Genomic DNA, 18,500 nt, shown 5'->3' on the forward strand with positions numbered 1-18,500 from the left:
GTTTGGCCAAATTCTTTGCTATAGAAAATTCCTTGATCTTTTTTAGGCAAAAGGAAATTTGTTCAGTATAGTTTATATCATTTGGTTAATGCAAAGAAAGAAGTATTCAAATTTAAATACTTGCCAAGATTACCCAAATAATCAACAATATTGGCATTATTATGAAACATTATATAATTTTCCAGTATATTTATTTGACCATTTATAAACTTATTAACGATATGAAACCGCAGCTATTAAAAGTTTCGACCGGGCCTGCCCAATCTTTTAGCGTAAGGAGAGATGTAGTTCCTTACATGAACAACAAGTGGCATTATCATCCAGAAGTAGAGCTTATCCATCTCAAAAAAGGAGTAGGAACACAGTTTATTGGAGACAGCATTAAAAGTTTTAGATCAGGAGATATTATAATGGTGGGCGCACACCTTGCACACTACTGGAGATTTGATGATATTTATTTTAGCGAGCAATCAAAAGCTTGTGCCGATGTAAGAGTAGCTCATTTTAGCGAAAACTTCTGGGGCGACCAATTCCTCAACCTTCCAGAAAATAAAGCCATTAAAACCTTATTAGAAAATAGCAGAAGAGGACTTCAAGTAAACGGCAAGATTAAGCTCAAGGTTGCTGATTTACTGGAACAAATGGTAGTAGCCGATGGCACCCACCGAATTCTATTATTATTGGAAGCATTAACACTCATTGCGAACTGTAACCAAACCACTAAATTATCTTCCATTGGCTTTAAACAAGACTATGATGAATCGGAAAACTTAAGGATTAATGCTATTTATGATTATACCTTAAAAAACTTCAGAAGAAAAATACACTTAGAAGAAATTGCTGGCGTAGCAGTTATTAGTCCAAATTCATTTTGCAGATATTTTAAATCTAAAACCCGTAAAACCTATTCTAGGTTTCTAACTGAGATTAAGGTAGGCCACGCATGTAAACTCTTAATGGAGAATAAATTGAACATGAAACAGCTTTGTTATGAAAGTGGGTTTAATAACTTAGCCAGTTTTCATAAGTACTTCAAAATCACAACTGGAAAAAGCCCTATGAACTACCAGAAAGAGTTCATGTCTCGTCATAACAACTAGGTACTTTCTTGACTTCCCATTTCAATAGAAAGTGGAATAATCATGTTTAACGAATTACTTACAAATCCCTTATATAAAAAACCTCAGGAGCTGATTGCCCATGAGGTTTTTTATTAATTAGGTAAGAAGTTATACTTTTTTAGTTTAGTACTCCTGGCGCTAAAGAGGCCCCAAAAACATGCACAATACCATTGGTAGCTACATAACCAGCACTTCTATCATTTGTTCTGTTGTTATGCACAATGGGTGCCTGATCACTGTTATTTAATATTTTCAAGTAGAAATTACCCCCCTCATCAAACCCTTTGCCGGCATTAAAATAACCTAACATGGTTGATTTTGACAAAACTGCACCGATAGGAAGCATTGATTTTACCGTTTTATTGTTTGCATTCAAGTTATCAAAATTATGTCTGCCCTCACCAATAAGGTAAAGGAAGTAATTTTTTACATCCTCCTTTGGATAGTCACTCCACTTTGTTGCAGGGCGAGTAACAGGAACACCTGTAGTAGGATTTACTGAGGTAACAATAGGGAAATCGAACCATAGACCAGCAGTAGGAATATTACTCGTTGTAGTTACTACGCCATTGGTTGTTCTAGTAGGTAAAATCCTAACCCCATCATTGTGCAAAAATAGAAAGGTACGGTCTGATTTTTCATATTCGGCTAAATCGATTCCTGCGTATTCCAAGCCCAACTTCATATATTTAAATACAGTATCATTTACACCATTGGCTACTCCTGTACCTGTTGCCCTATCTTGTAGAAACTTACCAGCAGAGATACCAATGTTTGGATCCAGTGTTTTCTTTACATAATCGTAGTCTGTTTGGCGGTTTAAACCAAATAATTTTTTACAACTGCTTTGAGTTAATGCAACCAACAACAATAAAATTGCTGGAAACAAGTTATTTTTTAAAATCTTCATTTTATATCCATTTAATTACTTGCTTGGCAAGTATCATTATCAAATAAACTATTATTACTCTCCGTAACCTGGATTTTGCACCAATTTTTTATTAGAGTTCATTACTGCCCTACTGATTGGCCATAAAGTACGACGAATATCACCAAATCCTGCTAAATCAGTATTCCCATTTCTAGCTTGACGATCTTTCAATACTGGATCCATGATCTCTTTTACCTTATTAGTTCTAACCAAGTCAAACCAACGTTTACCTTCTCCAATCAATTCATACTGGCGTTCTTCTAAGATTGCATTTTCCATTGCCTCTTTAGTGCTCACTTTTGGATCTGTTGCAAGGTATTCTGTTAACGTTGCTCTTTTTCTAATAAAGTTCAAATATCTAAGCGCGTTTGGCAGGTCGTTACTACCGTTTAAAGCTTCTGCATACAATAAATACATATCAGATAATCTATACATGGTAAGATAAACTGGCGCTTGTTGTGTATAAAATTGATTTAGTTCGGCAGTAGAAGTTGCAGCAGTTGGATTTGTAGGGCTTGCGTACCACTTCACGAAACGATCTCTGTTGTTATTGGCGGGATTAGCAACGGTATATAAATCCAACGTTTGCTTAGGTCTAATATCAGTATTAGGACGCACAGCTTGGCTATGTGGGAAGAAATACTTAGTGTACAACAGTGGATCAACCTGAAACGTTTTGTTATTCTGAGTAAAAGATATTACGTTACAAGCACATCCGTTAGCCACAAAATCCCAATGTAATGACCAAATTGTTTCTGGACTAGTTGTTGGCGAAGTAAATATGTTCTTCCAAGTTGCAGTAGGCTCTAAATTTGCATCAGAAGTACCCGCATAAACGATACCTTTCGGAGATTTAGCTTTAAAAAGATTTTTGATCCAGATAATGGCGTTAGCATAATCTTTTTTCCACATGTAGGCATCTGCCAATGCAGCACAAATTGCTCCCTCATTGATGCTGTATACTGCAGCAGTTTGGTTTTTCACAGCTAGGCCATATGCAGTAGTCAAATCCTTAATAACCACCTCGTCCAAAATTTTGGCAGCTGATTCACGAGGACGTTCTGCATTAACCTGAACATCTTCATAAGGTTCTAGCCAAATAGGTGCATCGCCCCAAACTCTTATGATATAGAAATAACACATGGCACGCATGGCATAAGACTGCATTAAATTTGCATTTACAACTGCTGGAGTTACGTTTTGATCTAAGGATTGTACACCTGGAATGTATTTGATATTGCTATTTGCCCTTGCGATAACCGTATAAAGTCTTGACCAATCGGCAAAGTTATTATCTGGTGTAATGGCGTTCATGGCAATTTCTGTAACATGTGTTGTCGTGTAGCTTAAGAACCTATCAAAATTATCGGATCTAAAATCTCCCCAATAGTGATAACGGTCCAAGTACTGTCCTTCACCAACCATTGTTTGTTGAAAGGAAGAATACATACCTGCAGTAGCGGCGTCAATGTCAAATTTAGATCTATAGAAATCACTTATTTTTACCTGCGCAACAGGCTTTTCATCAAGAAATTTTTTACAGCTGCCCATGGTTAGAAACAGTGTAAGGATGCAAATGTATTTTATCGTTTTCATAAAAAATTTTATAAACTAATATTTAAACCTAAACCAACTTCTCTTCTTCTTGGATATCTTCCTGTATCATCTCCTGGAGTAAGAGGATTTGAAGAACTAAATTCAGGGTCATAACCTCTGTAATTTGTCCAGGTTAATAAATTTGTACCATAAATAAATGCTTTAACATTTCTTAAATACATCTTTTTGGCAATTTCTGGATTTAAGCTATAAGCTAATCTCATGCTAGCTAATCTTATGAAAGTAGCATCTTCCAAGTAGGCACTATTTCCATGCTGTTTTAAATTACCACGACTCGGCCTATTAGGATAGTAAGGATATTTAGCAATATCGCCTGGTTTTTGCCATGAGTTATACAATACATCTGGATTACCAGGACCAGTATTTGAAGGATTATTGGCATTATATTGTAAGGTATTATAAATTTCTCCTCTTACAGAAGCATTAAATAACACATTGAAGGTAAATCTTTTATAAGTGAAATTATTACCAAAGCCCACATTGTATTTAGGTTGTGCATTACCAATCACATGGCGATCTCCATCATCAATTAAACTGTCTAATTTAATGTTTTTCCACTCTGTATCTCCCCCTACTAATTTACCTCCTGGATCATACATGTTATGAACTGTGCCCGTGTATGGCTGACCATTATAAGTATATTGTGGTTTACCACCAACGTACAATGGTTTATTATCTGCACCTAAAACCACAGTCAGTTTTTGCCAATTGTCATTATAAGCATTTGACTCATTCCATTGGTATACACCTAAGTTTTTCCATCCATAAAAATCTCCAATTTTTCCACCTTGTTGAACATACCATTTATTACCGGCAACAAATGAACCTGCACCTGAGAGATCTTTAATTCTTCCTCTTTCAAAATAAATGTTTGCATCTATACTCCACGAGAAGTTCTTTTTTAAAATAGGTGTTCCAGAGACTGATAATTCCAGTCCTTTATTTGCAATGGTTCCCACATTTACTAGAACCGTTGAAAAACCTGTTTCTTTTACCAATTGTTGTGGGTATAACAAGTCTTTGGAGCCTTTTTCATATACCTCTCCTGTAAATGTTACTCTTCCTTTTAGGAAAGTAAGATCTAATCCTAAGTTCTTTTGAATTCCAGTTTCCCATTTGATCAAACTGTTACCAAGCGTGTTGCTATAGGTAGCTCCTGGTGCACCATTATAACTTGCATCAAAAACGATTTTATTTATAAATCCATAATCTTCAATCTGGTCATTACCTACACGGCCATAACTTGCACGAATTTTAGCATCGTCCAAAAACTTGTTAGACCATGACATGAATTTCTCCGCAGAAAAACGCCAAGCCAGTGAACCAGAATAGAATGAGCCTCTTTTATTTTCAGGGCTAAACCTTGAAGAACCATCGTTACGATAAACCGCACTAGCAAAGTATCTACTCTTATAATCGTAGTTTACCCTGGCAAAAACCGCTTGGTTAGTATTCGCAGTACCATTGGTATAGGTGTTAACCACTGTTAAAAATGATGGAAGCGCCACAAAAATCTCCTCACTTACCGAATTTAAATATTCTAGGTGAAATGTATTTAATGTTCTGCGAATGGCATTCGCACCTAATGTTGCACTAATGTTATGGTCCTTAAATCTTTGGTTATAGTTAAAATAACTTTGCGCCTCATACCTAAAGTTTTTGCGCATCTCATTGATACCATTATTTGTGTTTTTATTGGCACTTACATAACGAGGTGAAAAAAATGTAAGCTGTGGATTATCAAAAGCTATGTTAAAAAGAGTGGTCCATTTAATATGTTTTGTCAGATCGAAATCTACTTGATTATTAACTTGCGCCGAATGAGTCTCTGTTTTATTTGTCTCATATAAAGCATTAGCTAAAGGATTTCTTTTAGAAGCAATATAACTCGTCAAAGATCCATCTGGATAGTAAATTAATGATGATGAAGGCCTATCGAAAACAACTGCCACAGTTCTTGCCAACGGAATCTCATTTTTTAGTTGGTAAAACAACGAGACATTGGCGGTATATTTCAATTTAGGCGAAGCTTGATAAGAAATATTTAACCTAGACTGCAATGATTTTGCATAGCTATTAACCACAATAGATTTATCGTCAATATAATTTACGCTTGCATAAAAATTAAATGTTTTAGAAGCACCAGCCAAACTTGCATTAACCTGGTTACGATGACCAGTATTACCAAGCAAAATATCTTGCAAATCATTATCTGCATTGAAGGCAACATTTAGTGAATCTGTATTAACTCCAGCTGTTGAAGATGTTGGTGTTTGCATTCTACGAAAAGCCCTAACTTCATCAGAATTACTTTGAGGAAGTTTATGAGCAAGCCTACCAAAAAGATGAGTGTATTGCACATCTACCCTTGCTTTACCTTCTACCCCTTTTTTGGTAGTAATTAAAATAACCCCATTGGCTGCCTGCGCTCCATAAATAGAGGCAGAAGCTGCATCTTTTAAAATTTCAATTCCTGCGATATCTAAAGGATTAATATTTCTACCATTATCGGTAATTACCCCATCAACTACATAAAGTGGTCCTGCCCCAGCATTTAAAGTAGTTACCCCTCTAATTTGGATAGTACCTTCTGAGCCTGGTGCCCCATCAGTAGTAACTAATACACCAGATGCTTTACCTTGTAAGGCATTGAACAAATCTACAGGCTGCCTGTCTTCAATATCTTTTGCAGAAACAGAAGATACTGCAGAGGTAAGGTCACTTCTTTTCACCTTCCCTCCAAAACCTGTTACCACAACTTCATCTAAATCGCTCAAAGATTCGCTCATCAAAATATTTATTGGAGTGGTAGTTGCCGGCTTTTCAACTGTGGTATAACCTACAATACTAAATACAAGTGTTGCATCTTTTGCAGCCATAATGGTAAACTTACCATCTCCATCCGTAGATACACCAGTGGTTTGGTCTTTCACCCTGATGCTTACGCCAGGCAGTGCGCCACTTGCATCTTTTACTGTTCCAGTAACCTTGATCTGGCCTGGTGCCTGAGCAGCTGCGTTAAGAATAAACAATGTGCATAACAAAGCAATCATCGCAAATCTTACCGAAATAGCCTTCACAGGAAAAATTTGAGTAATTTTTCTTTTCATATTGTTTAAGTTAAAGTAGTGGGAACTAATTGATCATTGCGCTGCAAAGTAGAACAGCATGTGGTTAACGAATTACATGTTAACCGCAAATGGACATTTGTCCAAGGGTGGGTTTCTAATTTCATTGTTCAAGTATATTTGGTTAATGCAAGTAAATGATAATACTAAAATTAATACCTATCAGAATTGGCGAATTATTCAATAATTTTGGCATCCAGATTTTTAAGCCTTAAAGTGCAGTGTTAAAATAAATTTGAAATACAGCTTGTTTAAACAAAAGTATTAAGCCCTAAAAAACAGAAATAATTTCCATTTAAACGCACGATAACCACCTTTAAGCCGAAATGGGCTTTAAATTTGTATCGGTTCTGGAAGTATTTGTTTTAAGTAATTTAGATTTAACTTAAAATGCAATTTGTCAAAATAGTTGAATTAAATGAATAATCTGAAGAATGATAAAAACAGATTTACATTTAAATTAATTATTTAAATACAAAGATTATATCAAGAAAAAATCAGCTTTATTTAACCAACAAGTCTATTTCCATTAACCTCATTAATCCGATTTTCAAAATATGACTAGGCTTAATAGAAATTTTATGCTGACCAGTATTGAGCGATAAATCAGCTAAATCTATCTCTATTACTGTGTCTACCCTATCTGCTGTTTTTGCGCTTGATTTTTTAAATACTTTACCATCAACAATTACATCAAAATCTCCTGCATTCTGGTTGTCTGCACTATATTTTAGCAGCAGGTTAAAAGTTGTGGCTTTTAGCAACCTAAATTCCCAATTAATTTCTTGAGCATTGCTTGTAAATCCCTCTACATAATACCTTCCGGGTTTGCCATCTCCAAACTTAAAGCCTTTACCAATTAAGTTCGCATCAAAGGCCAACAGCTGATTTGAGGTGTTGCTTGCTGAAGATAAAAGCCGGACATCATCAACTTTAACTGGAGTTTTTATTTCCAAAACAATTACAGTACTAGCGGTATCAATGGCTTTTTTAGGAACCGAAATTTCTAAATCACTTGGATTAACCCTACTAAAATTTAATGATTTATTCGGCACAGTTAACAAATAAGCCTTAGTGATTTCACTTTGAAGTCCACCAACGATTAATTTCCCATTACTAGGCCAATTAAATACATGAAGGTAAAGTTTATTGTCCTTTTGTGTTGACACACCCCAAGGCTGAAGCGTTAATGGGGTTTTGGAGGTTCCGTGAATACTCTCACTGTTAACTGCCATCCACTTTCCAATTTCAGTCAATATTTTTTGGTCGGCAACATCAAATGCACCATCTCCTTTTGGGCCAATATTCATTAACAGATTGCCGCCCCGAGATGCTGATTTAGCTAATAATTGTATTAAAAAAGCACTGGTCTTGTGACGTTTATCAAATTTTGAGTATCCATATGATTCATTTGTTGTTGGTATCGCCTCCCAATCACCCTTAACAGGAAAAAACTCGGCAGGGCGATCCGCTGTATTTTGATAGTCGCCTAAATTAAGATTTGATGCCCTTGCCAATCTACCATTTACAACCACATTTGGATCTGACTTACGAATGGCCTCTAGTATCCTGATATTCTCTGAAAGTGGCAATTTTCCGGGTGTGTCGAACCATAAAATATCTGGATGATAGTTTTGGATCAATTCTAAAATTTGCGGGATAGCTTTTTCATTTACATATTTAACAGCGTTCGGCAATAATTCTGGATGTCGATCAAACCAGTTTGCGCCCCCAAATAGTAATTTATCCCCTCCCGGATTATTATATTCCCAATCATTTCCGGGTGCATCTGGATGTTCCCAATCAAATGCATGAGAATAGTAAAAACCAAACTTAATTCCTTGCTTTTTACAAGCTTCTTGCAATTCAGCCAAAGGATCATGTTTCCAAGGACTTTGTTTAGCTAAGGTGAAATCGGATACTTTCGAATCGAATAAAGCGAAACCATCATGATGTTTTGCTGTGATAATGAAATATTTCATTCCAGCTGTTTTAGCAGCTTTAACCCATTCATCTGCATTAAATTTTATAGGATTAAACTGATGCGCAACATCTAGGTATTCGGCACGAAAGATTTTTTCTTTCCGCATTAAATGTTCTGCATAGCCATCTACCTTTTTGCCTTTCCATTCGCCACCAGGCAACGAATAAACACCCCAATGGATAAACATTCCAAATCGAGCATCTGTCCACCATGCTAATCTGTTTGCGTTGTCTTTCTGAGAATCTTTCCACCAACCATTTAAAGCCTTATCAATTTGTTCTTGATCTCTTAATTTGGCTTGATTAAGCATGGCCTCTTCATCGCCTGTTTGCGCAAACAAAAGATTTGAAGCAAAAAAAAGGAAGAAAATCAGGTTATAGGTTTTTAGGTATTTCATAAAATCAATTCTCATCAGCTCATAATTTTAGTGTTGATAGAATCGAAAACCATCAATCTTTATTTGTACTGCTTTAACTACATCATATTCGAATGACGTAGTTTGGAAAACAATTATATCAAAAAGCAAGCTGAATAAAGTTCGTTAAATCAGCAAATAACTCTTCAATTTTGGCATAGAAGATTTATTTTTAATGAAACGACATAGAAGAGATATAACGAGAAATGCTGAAGGGAAGCTAAGTTAAAGGCTCATCCTGCTCGCAATGCTGCCTCAACTGTTTAGGGCCTTGTGGCCAAATAAAGGCAGTAGTTTGTTTTTTCCAGCCCATACTTTTATAAAAAGGATCTGCCCCCGGTGCTGCACTTAAATTTACAAAGTGATAATTCTCTAATTGATTGTTTAAGGTAGTTACCAAATACTTTCCTAAACCCTGTCCCTGAAAATCTGGATCTACCACGATATCGGCTAACATGGCGTAATATCTGCCATCGCCCACAACTCTGCCAAAGGCGATGATTTTATCACCTTCAAACACAAAAATGGTAGTAGTGCTGTTTTTAAAAGCCAAAGCTATTTCTTCCGCTTTGCGATGTTTCCACTCAATTTTATAGAATAAAGAAATTACATAGTCCCAATCTATGCTGTTTAAATCTGGGTTAATTTTATAAGTGTAAGCTGGGTTTTCAGTGAGATTGTTCATCAGTATTATAAATGTTCACTACAAACGAAAAGTAGTGGTAAATGTTTTAATTATGGTTGGTTCTTCATTTTACTATCGGTCAGTTAAACCAACCATTAGGTTAATTGAGCAATTCAGTTAACCTTTCTATCGCTTTGAGATACCCAGCCACTTGTCCCGAATTTACTTCGGGAAGCTGGGTATGACGAATATTTCAAACTATGTGCGCTATATTCCTGCTAGACGGACAGGCAGGCGCTCGGTTTGTTATGACGGATTATTATTTCTTACCCACCACAACTTTAGTCATCGCGTTCCAATCTAGATATTGATTTGCTGTTGCAATGATTTCTTCAGGTGTAATCGTTTTTACGGTATGAATGTATTTGGTGTAATAATCGTAATCCAGATCTGAGAAATAAATGTTTTTGAATTTATCAGCGTGAGAAAAAGCATTCTCTAAACTGCCCAACATAGAACCAAGCATGTAATTTCTAACTAAGCCTAACTCCTCTTCCGCTACTAGCTCTGTCTTTAAAATATTAATCTCTTTTTCAATCTCTTCCAAAGCACTCACACAAACTTCTGTTCCTACTTCTGTGGCGATAAAGAAATAACCAGCATGTCTTAAAGATGCAATACCTGAACCAATTCCGTAAGTATAACCTTTATCTTCACGAATATTAGCCATTAAACGAGAACCGAAATATCCACCTAACAAGGTATTTACGATTTGTAATTTGGCGAAATCTTCATGTTTTCTATTGATAGTTAAATTACCCATTCTAATGGCAGACTGCACAGCATCAGCCTTTTCTATGTAAACATCGCTACCTGCAATGGGTAAATGATTAAATTCATTTGCCACTGAAGCATTATGATTTTCCCAAGATTTACCAAAAAACTGATTCAATAAATCGAACTCTTTTGTTTCAAACTTACCTGCAGCAATGATGGTACAATTCTCTGGTTTAAAAGCCGCTTTAAAATAAGCCAATAAATCATCTCTCTTTAAATCATCGTAATGCGACATTGAAATATCAGAGCCATAAGCGGTTTCCCCAAAAATGGTATTGGCGAAGGTTTTACGAGCCAGAAAATCATTCTTCTGTAGATTTACCTTTAACTTTTGCTTTTGGTTCTGAATAAAAATATCCAACTCTTGTTGAGGAAAAATACTTTCATTTAAAATTGACCAAATGATAGGTAAAACCGAAACTAGGTGTTTATTTAAACTATGTAGTGTGATCGCAGTATGGTCAGCTCCATAATCTGTCTGCAAATATGCACCATAATAATCTACCTGTTCTGCTATTTGTTTGGCAGATAATTTTTTTGTGCCATTATTAATCAAACTGTTTACAGAAACTGCTTGTAGAGGTTTATTCTGGTCGTAATTTACATTCTGAAAGATAAATTCTATGCGAACTAATTCTTGCTGACCAGCATTTACCGTAAAAACCTTAATCCCATTGTCTAGTTGTTGGGCTTTTGGTTTAATAAAATTGATTTCATTTACCTGTATAAAATCAGGTGCTATGGTACGATTAAGCATTGGCTAAATAATATAAGGTAGAAGATTTTTCTTTTTTAAAGGTGGTTTTTGCTGCTTCCTGAATTTGTTCGGCTGTAATTACTAAATACTTGTCAATTTCGACATTTAACAACTGTGCATCGCCCAACAATTCGTAATAAGCTAAGTTCATTGCTTTATCCAACAAGCTCATTTCAGAGAAAACCATGATCGATTCAGATTTATTTTTCACCTTGGTCAGCTCATCATCCGTTACCAAATGACTAGCAATCTTTTCTAACTCTGCCCAAATTGCTTTTTCAGCTACCTCCATCTCTACTCCAGCTATCAATTTACCTTCAACAATAAATAAACCTTCATCTAAACTGCTAGACATATAGGCATTTATATCGCTAAATAATTGCTGTTCCTTTAACAGGCTGTTGTACAAACGAGAAGAATGGCCTTGCGATAAAATATCCGACAGCAAATCATAAACCTGGTAAGTTTTGTCTAATCTAGGTGGCATTTTAAACACAACATAAATGGCATTTAAAGGCACGCTTGCATTAACGGTAAGTGTCCTTGCTTCATTTTGCGGCTGTTCTTTAGGTAAATTTCTATTGTATTTATCTCCTGCCGGGATAGGTTCAAACCATTTCTCTGCAAGGGCTTTCACATCTTCGGTTTTCACGTTTCCACCAACTACCAGAATCGCATTTTGCGGCGTGTAATGTTTTTTGAAAAATGCTTTTACATCTTCCATTTTGGCAGTTTCTATCTGCGCTAAATCCTGGCCAATTGTTGCCCATCTGTAAGGATGAGTTTCATAGGCTAAAGGGCGTAACTTTAACCAAACATCGCCATAAGGCTGATTTAGGTAACGTTGTTTAAACTCTTCCATCACCACGTTACGTTGTGTGTCTAAGCTCTTTTCAGAGAAAGCCAAACTCAACATCCTGTCACTTTCTAACCAAAACGCAGTTTCAATGTTTTCTGCTGGCAAAGTGATGTAATAATTGGTAATGTCGTTACTTGTAAATGCATTGTTCTCACCGCCAACACGCTGCAGAGGCTCATCGTAGTTAGGTACATTTACAGAGCCACCAAACATTAAGTGCTCAAACAAATGCGCAAAACCTGTTCTTCCTTCTTCCTCATCCCTTGCACCAACATCATATAAAATATTTAGAACTGCCATTGGCGTTGTTGGATCTTCGTGAACCAAAACTTTTAAGCCATTGGCAAGTGTAAAACGATTAAAGTCTACCATATAATTTTTTAGAGCGGTAAAGATATATAAAAAGGTAAGATGGAAAATGTAAAATGAAAGATGTTTAGTCGGGATAATGTTAAATTGTTTGTTCGTTGACCGTTGAGCGTTGTTCGTTTGACCACAAGCGATGAACGACAAACGACAGACGATGAACGATGAACGAAAAACGCCAGAAAAAACGACAAACGACAGACGATGGACGAAAAACTTTCCGACTAAAACAATTATCTTTGTACATGAATACTGCCGAATTATTACAGCGGGCTTTGAATTTCGACTTTTTAACGAAAGAAGAAGGCGTTTTTTTATACCACAATGCAGAAACTGCAGAGCTGGCTTATGTTGCAAACGAGTTAAGAAAAATTCAAGTACCTAGTGGAAAAGTAACTTGGCAAATTGACCGTAACGTAAACACTACTAATGTTTGCATTGCCAACTGTAAATTCTGTAATTTCTTCCGCAGGCCTGGTCACGATGAAAGTTACATTACCGACATTGAAACTTATAAAGTTAAAATTGAAGAAACTTTTCGCTTAGGCGGAGACCAACTTTTATTGCAAGGGGGGCATCACCCAGATTTAGGTTTAAGTTTTTATGCTAACCTTTTTAAGGAGCTGAAAGAATTATATCCAGATTTAAAGCTACACGCTTTAGGTCCACCAGAAATTGCTCACGTTGCTAAACTAGAGGGAATTTCACATACTGAAGTTTTAAGGGAATTAAAGGCTAATGGCATGGATTCATTACCAGGCGCCGGGGCAGAAATATTAAATGATAGGGTTAGAAGATTAATTTCTAAAGGTAAGTGTGGCGGACAAGAATGGCTTGATGTGATGAGAGCTGCACATCAATTAGACATCACTACTTCTGCAACTATGATGTTTGGCCACGTAGAAACCATTGAAGAACGTTTTGAGCATCTAGTGTGGATTAGGGAAGTACAAAGTGAAAAACCTGAACACGCAAAAGGCTTTTTAGCCTTTATTCCTTGGCCTTTTCAGGATGATGGTACTTTATTAAAACGCTTAAGAGGTATTAGCAATAACGTTACTGGCGATGAATACGTAAGGATGTTGGCGCTTAGCAGAATTATGCTGCCAAACGTTAAAAACATACAGGCAAGTTGGTTAACTGTTGGAAAAGCGGTAGCTCAAATGTGTTTACACGCTGGGGCTAATGATTTCGGTTCTATCATGATCGAAGAAAATGTAGTATCAGCAGCAGGTGCTCCACATCGTTTTACAGCAAACGGAATTCAGACTGCAATTAAAGAAGCAGGTTTTGAGCCTCAGTTACGTGGACAACAATATAACTACCGTGATTTACCTAGCCAACTAGAAGAACAAGTTATTACTTATTAATGGATATTACATTTTCAGTTTTGAAAACTTTAAACCCTATTTAGAAATCTCTAATTAGGGTTTTTGGTTATATATCCCCTTAGCTAACTATTTAGAAGTTGTTAAATTTCATCGAATAAACTCATAATGAGTAGTCACCCTGAGCGTAGTCGAAGCCTGCCTGCCGGACAGGCAGGGGTTTAATGGAGGGTCTTCGACTCCGCTCAGACTGACATCATATTTATAATCTATTTTCAAACCATTTCTTAAAATAATCTCCCTAATTGTATCTTTTAAATTACCAAAATGTTAAAAATTGTAAAACTTCAGAGAATAACGTTCTTTTTAGTTATCATTGGTCAACACACAATTTTTAACCTAACTGAATAACAATTACCGCTCTATGAAACCGCTTAAGCTGTTCCTCTATGTTTTGCTCTATGCGCAATCCTTAACCTTATTAACCTTCGCTCAAACTGGTAAAATTGACAGTATCGGAATGGTTACTTTACGAATAGACCCTCAAAGTGCAAGAGGTGCTGCCATTTCTCAGATTTTTGATGAAGTAAAATTTATCCCTCTAGAAACCACAAAAGAAAGTTTATTTGGAAATATCGCACAACTAAAGATAGCTGGCAATAAGTTCGTTATTTATGATTACGACACTAGGTCCATCCTACTCTTTAGTGATGAAGGAAAATACATCAGCAAAATTGATGCTACCAAACTTCAAACTGATAAAGAAGACAAAGAAAAAGCACAGTCTTACGGTTTCAGAACCGTAAATGAAGAAGGGAAAGACTATATCGTAATCTTTACCAGCAACAATGTTCAATATTTTACAATGGATGGCAAATTCATTAAAAAAGTAAAAAACTATAGCTATTCTGACGAGATTACCATGTCTAAAGGTAATGTGGTTGCAAAACTAGGAATGTATATCAAAAAAGGAAAGGACAGTACTTTTTATAAGTTAAATGTCATTAATAAAGTTAAAAAAGATACCATTGGTTATTTTAAATTTGACACTAAATTATACGAAACGGATGATTGGTATGGTGATGGTGGAATTAGTCAATATGCTCCAAATGAAGCATTCTGGAGTACTTTTTATGATTATAACCTCTATAAAATAACACCAGATAAAGTTTCATTAGCCTATAAATTCGTGCTCCCTGCTATTAATACTCTACCTAAAGACTTTCTAACCAATCCAATCTATGTTAAGAAAAGATTCGATTATTTCGAAAAAAATAAAAAGGTTATACATGGTTTAGGGAAGAGCTATTTATTAGGAGACAACCTCTACTTAAGGTTTTCAAACGTTTTCTGGGACAAGGATCAAAAGAAAAACTTAATATACAATATCAAAACAAGCGAATTGATTTCTTTTCAAGATTTAGAACCTGATAGCCTTTCTTCCTTTTTACCTATAACCGATTCGGGCTTTGGTTATGATTTTGAAAATCGTGGTTTTTTGGCATTTGAGGATGGAAAGTTTTACACCAGTTATTCGTCTTTAGCCATGTTTGCTTTTAAAGAACGAAGTGCGGGTAAGACAACAAAGTATCCTCCACTCTTAGAAAATTACTTTAAAACTGGCGACAGAAAGAGTAACCCGGTACTAGTAGTCTTTAAACCAAAAACCAAATAATTATGCGCTTCCTTTTCGTTTTAACCATAGGTATGTTATGCCTATGCGCTTCCTCATCTTACGCACAACAACCTACAAATCCTTCTGCACCTACCACAGGAACAATAAAAGGAATAGTTCGCGATACGGCCCACAATTATGTACTAAAGGCTGCCACCGTTTCTATTTACCGTGCTGATAGTTCTGTTTTAAATTATCAGTTAAGTAATAATTACGGTGAATTTAAATTTACAAATGTGCCAATTGGTCAAATATTACGAATTGACATTAGCAATATAGGATATGAAACACTCCGTCAGAAAATAACAATTCCGAAAGGTGAAACCCTACTTGATTTAAAAACTTTAGTATTAAACCCTAGAAATGAGACCCTGAAGGAAGTGGTGATTAGCATACCTCCTATTACCTACAACAACGATACCTTAGAAATAAATGCAGCTGCCTTTAAATTAGATACAAATGCAACGGTAGAGGATTTGCTCAAAAAAGTGCCAAACATTACAGTTTGGGGCGATGGTATCATTACAGTTAATGGTAAAGAAGTGAAGAGTTTATTGGTAAATGGAAAACAATTTTTTGATGGCGATAATAAAGTAACGCTTCAAAATATACCAAAAAATGCATTAGAGAAAATCCAGATATTTAATAATGCAGACCGCAATAATCCATTAGACAGTAACCTTATTGCCAATTTAAAACTAAAAAAAGGAAAAGACAGGTCTTATTTTGGAAAGATTGGTATTGGATACGGAACCGATAATCATTACCAGCTTGATGGGAATATTAATTTTACCACACCAAAATTACAGCTCTCGATTATTGGAGCTACAAATGATGTTAACAAAATACCAAATGACATTAATACTTTAGTTCGAAACAGTACTTTCAAAGGTATAGGTACGAGTGTAGAATATCAACCAGATTTTAGGCAAACAGGTATTAATAAAGGAATTGTTGCTGGTGCTAAGATGAACTATAATTTTACTCCAGACAGTAAAGAGTGGAATAACAAAAGTTCGATGAGTGCTGATTATTATTTCAGAAATACAGAAACAAACAACAGTGGTAAAACTGATAACATTACAACCTTATCTACTAATAATAAAATATTTTCTCTTTCAGAAAATACGTCCGTTAACAATAGTGAAAGTCATCGTATAAATTCACAGTTTAATTACTTTAAAAAAAATCATCAAATTGACATCAGTGAATCTTTTAATACCGATAACAGCAGCAGTAAATCAATCAATCTTAGAAATGCATCTGATAACAATAACAAGCCAATCAGTACAAATGATGGAAGGAGTACTAGTAATTCGGACAGTCAAAATTTAAATTTAAGAGCAAATTATAGCTACAACAATTATAACAACTGGAAACAAAGATTTAAAGGTTTTAACTTAAGCTATAATTTATCTATGAATAATAGAAATAGCGATAGAAATGAAATTACCGAATTTAAAGATTTGTTAACCCCTACCTTAAATAGAGATTTCAACAGAAATTATCAAACGGATGCTAAAACCTTGAATCAGAATATCAATTTAACTGTTCGTGATTTGAGATCATTGATTTTTGGCAATAAAAATTTATCTGACTTTAATGGAGAAATAACGGCAAAACTTGATTTAGACAATAACAAAAACAACAATCAAGTACAAGATTTAAATAGCGGTACATATCAAGTAAACAATTACCTTTCCAATAATTTACAAACCAATCAAGCGGTTTTTACACCAGGGTTTTCTATCTCCAAAAACTTTAGCAAGAATTTAAGCAATCGTTATAATAAAAATTTAAGCATCAGATTTACTGCTGCACAACAATTGAGTTATCAAGACAATAAATCAATAAAAAGTTTTCAAAACATAAATAGAGATTACAACAATTTCATTCCAACAGCTAGCATTTCCTATTCTAATTACCAATACGGAACACATCAAACCAGCATTTCATTAAACTACAATACACAGATTATCATTCCCACGATTAATCAGTTGGCACCTTTAACAGATAGTACTAATTTATATAACCTACAAAGAGGAAACCTGAACCTTGTAGAAGCAAAAACCAAGTCATTAAACTTAAGTATTTACAGATATGACATGCGAAGTAAGAATACACTCAACTTTAGCGCAAACGCTTCAATTGGTTTAACTGAGGATGCAATTATTGACAGTTCGTTTATTGATGCCAGAAATAGAAGAAATAATTATTTGGCAAATGCTGATGGGACTAAATACGCTCGTATATATGGAGACGTACGTAAATCATTAAAGTTTAAATCTGCCGAGTTGAAATTTGGCTATACCACTAGCTTTAACGTTAATCGTACACCCAACTACTTAAATGGACTTTTTAATTTTTCTAACAATACTTCAACTGAAAATAAAATCTCTACTAACTTTACTTTCAAGGATAAATTTGCATTAGAAGGCGCCCAAAGTATTGGAACCAGTTCATCAAAGCAAAAATCGCTAAACACAGCATATAAGAATACAACACTTACTTCGAGCTTAAGTACTAACTACAATTTCACCAAAAAGTTTTCTTTGAATAGTAATGTAAGTTTTAATAGTAATAATCCTTCTGTTGGTGAGACCGTGAACTTTACAATTTGGAATGCAGAATTTAACTACCGTTTTACAAAAGGTAATAACGCAGAAATCAAACTATCTGCCTTAGATTTACTGAAACAAAACAGGGCTATATTTAACTTTGCAGGAACTAATACATTTACAACTTCTACCAGAAACGTATTGCAACAATATTTCATGGTAACACTGTCTTATTATCCACGCAAGTTTGGAAACAATGCAGCGGTTAAAAAGTAGTATTTAAAATAAAAATCAATTTT

At 35.2% G+C, this 18,500-nt stretch carries 11 protein-coding genes; 4 read left to right on the forward strand and 7 right to left on the reverse strand.

The genetic code is table 11. The features are described from left to right. Positions 1–221 precede the first annotated feature (221 nt). Positions 222–1,100 carry an AraC family transcriptional regulator gene (locus tag EZ428_RS15360; RefSeq protein ID WP_131554076.1) on the forward strand — a complete coding sequence of 293 codons (879 nt, stop codon included), beginning with the start codon at positions 222–224 and terminating at the stop codon, positions 1,098–1,100. A 139-nt stretch (positions 1,101–1,239) separates the two neighbouring features. On the opposite strand, the gene EZ428_RS15365 is transcribed toward EZ428_RS15360, so the two are convergent. From EZ428_RS15365 to EZ428_RS15395, 7 genes are all read right to left on the reverse strand, one after another. Continuing rightward, positions 1,240–2,031 (reverse strand): hypothetical protein, encoded by a 792-nt coding sequence (locus EZ428_RS15365; RefSeq protein ID WP_131554077.1) that lies wholly within the window; start codon positions 2,029–2,031, stop codon positions 1,240–1,242. Between the two features lie 54 nt (positions 2,032–2,085). Further along, entirely contained in the window at positions 2,086–3,648 is a 1,563-nt protein-coding gene (locus tag EZ428_RS15370) for a RagB/SusD family nutrient uptake outer membrane protein (protein WP_131554078.1), read from the reverse strand. Positions 3,649–3,656: 8 nt separating this feature from the next. Continuing rightward, positions 3,657–6,779: a SusC/RagA family TonB-linked outer membrane protein gene (locus EZ428_RS15375; RefSeq protein WP_131554079.1), complete on the reverse strand. Its 3,123-nt coding sequence runs from the start codon at positions 6,777–6,779 to the stop codon at positions 3,657–3,659. A 521-nt stretch (positions 6,780–7,300) separates the two neighbouring features. Further along, positions 7,301–9,193, reverse strand: a complete 1,893-nt coding sequence (locus tag EZ428_RS15380) for an alpha-L-fucosidase (protein ID WP_225871076.1) — start codon at positions 9,191–9,193, stop codon at positions 7,301–7,303. A gap of 223 nt (positions 9,194–9,416) precedes the next feature. Further along, entirely contained in the window at positions 9,417–9,881 is a 465-nt protein-coding gene (locus EZ428_RS15385) for a GNAT family N-acetyltransferase (protein WP_131554080.1), read from the reverse strand. Between the two features lie 259 nt (positions 9,882–10,140). Next, positions 10,141–11,415 carry a M16 family metallopeptidase gene (locus EZ428_RS15390; RefSeq protein WP_131554081.1) on the reverse strand — a complete coding sequence of 425 codons (1,275 nt, stop codon included), beginning with the start codon at positions 11,413–11,415 and terminating at the stop codon, positions 10,141–10,143. Next, entirely contained in the window at positions 11,408–12,646 is a 1,239-nt protein-coding gene (locus tag EZ428_RS15395; RefSeq protein WP_131554082.1) for a M16 family metallopeptidase, read from the reverse strand. The genes EZ428_RS15390 and EZ428_RS15395 overlap by 8 nt, the downstream gene beginning before the upstream one ends. Positions 12,647–12,885: 239 nt before the next feature. On the opposite strand from EZ428_RS15395, the gene EZ428_RS15400 reads away from it, so the two are divergent. The 3 genes from EZ428_RS15400 to EZ428_RS15410 all read left to right on the forward strand — a co-directional run bounded on the left by EZ428_RS15400 (position 12,886) and on the right by EZ428_RS15410 (position 18,477). Then, positions 12,886–14,010 carry a CofH family radical SAM protein gene (locus EZ428_RS15400; protein ID WP_131554527.1) on the forward strand — a complete coding sequence of 375 codons (1,125 nt, stop codon included), beginning with the start codon at positions 12,886–12,888 and terminating at the stop codon, positions 14,008–14,010. A gap of 382 nt (positions 14,011–14,392) precedes the next feature. Beyond that, positions 14,393–15,643 carry a 6-bladed beta-propeller gene (locus tag EZ428_RS15405; RefSeq protein ID WP_131554083.1) on the forward strand — a complete coding sequence of 417 codons (1,251 nt, stop codon included), beginning with the start codon at positions 14,393–14,395 and terminating at the stop codon, positions 15,641–15,643. Positions 15,644–15,645: 2 nt separating this feature from the next. Then, on the forward strand, positions 15,646–18,477 hold the full coding sequence (locus tag EZ428_RS15410) for a TonB-dependent receptor (RefSeq protein ID WP_131554084.1): 2,832 nt from the start codon (positions 15,646–15,648) through the stop codon (positions 18,475–18,477). Positions 18,478–18,500 lie beyond the last annotated feature (23 nt).

This window comes from Pedobacter frigiditerrae, from assembly GCF_004331645.1.
In the GTDB taxonomy this organism is placed as follows: domain Bacteria; phylum Bacteroidota; class Bacteroidia; order Sphingobacteriales; family Sphingobacteriaceae; genus Pedobacter; species Pedobacter frigiditerrae.

Coding starts and splice junctions, on each gene's coding strand:
- EZ428_RS15375 (WP_131554079.1), bottom strand. CDS start 6,779: ATGAAAAGAAAAATTACTCAAATTTTTCCTGTGAAGGCTATTTCGGTA.
- EZ428_RS15380 (WP_225871076.1), bottom strand. CDS start 9,193: ATGAGAATTGATTTTATGAAATACCTAAAAACCTATAACCTGATTTTC.
- EZ428_RS15400 (WP_131554527.1), top strand. CDS start 12,886: ATGAATACTGCCGAATTATTACAGCGGGCTTTGAATTTCGACTTTTTA.
- EZ428_RS15370 (WP_131554078.1), bottom strand. CDS start 3,648: ATGAAAACGATAAAATACATTTGCATCCTTACACTGTTTCTAACCATG.
- EZ428_RS15410 (WP_131554084.1), top strand. CDS start 15,646: ATGCGCTTCCTTTTCGTTTTAACCATAGGTATGTTATGCCTATGCGCT.
- EZ428_RS15365 (WP_131554077.1), bottom strand. CDS start 2,031: ATGAAGATTTTAAAAAATAACTTGTTTCCAGCAATTTTATTGTTGTTG.
- EZ428_RS15360 (WP_131554076.1), top strand. CDS start 222: ATGAAACCGCAGCTATTAAAAGTTTCGACCGGGCCTGCCCAATCTTTT.
- EZ428_RS15385 (WP_131554080.1), bottom strand. CDS start 9,881: ATGAACAATCTCACTGAAAACCCAGCTTACACTTATAAAATTAACCCA.
- EZ428_RS15390 (WP_131554081.1), bottom strand. CDS start 11,415: ATGCTTAATCGTACCATAGCACCTGATTTTATACAGGTAAATGAAATC.
- EZ428_RS15395 (WP_131554082.1), bottom strand. CDS start 12,646: ATGGTAGACTTTAATCGTTTTACACTTGCCAATGGCTTAAAAGTTTTG.
- EZ428_RS15405 (WP_131554083.1), top strand. CDS start 14,393: ATGAAACCGCTTAAGCTGTTCCTCTATGTTTTGCTCTATGCGCAATCC.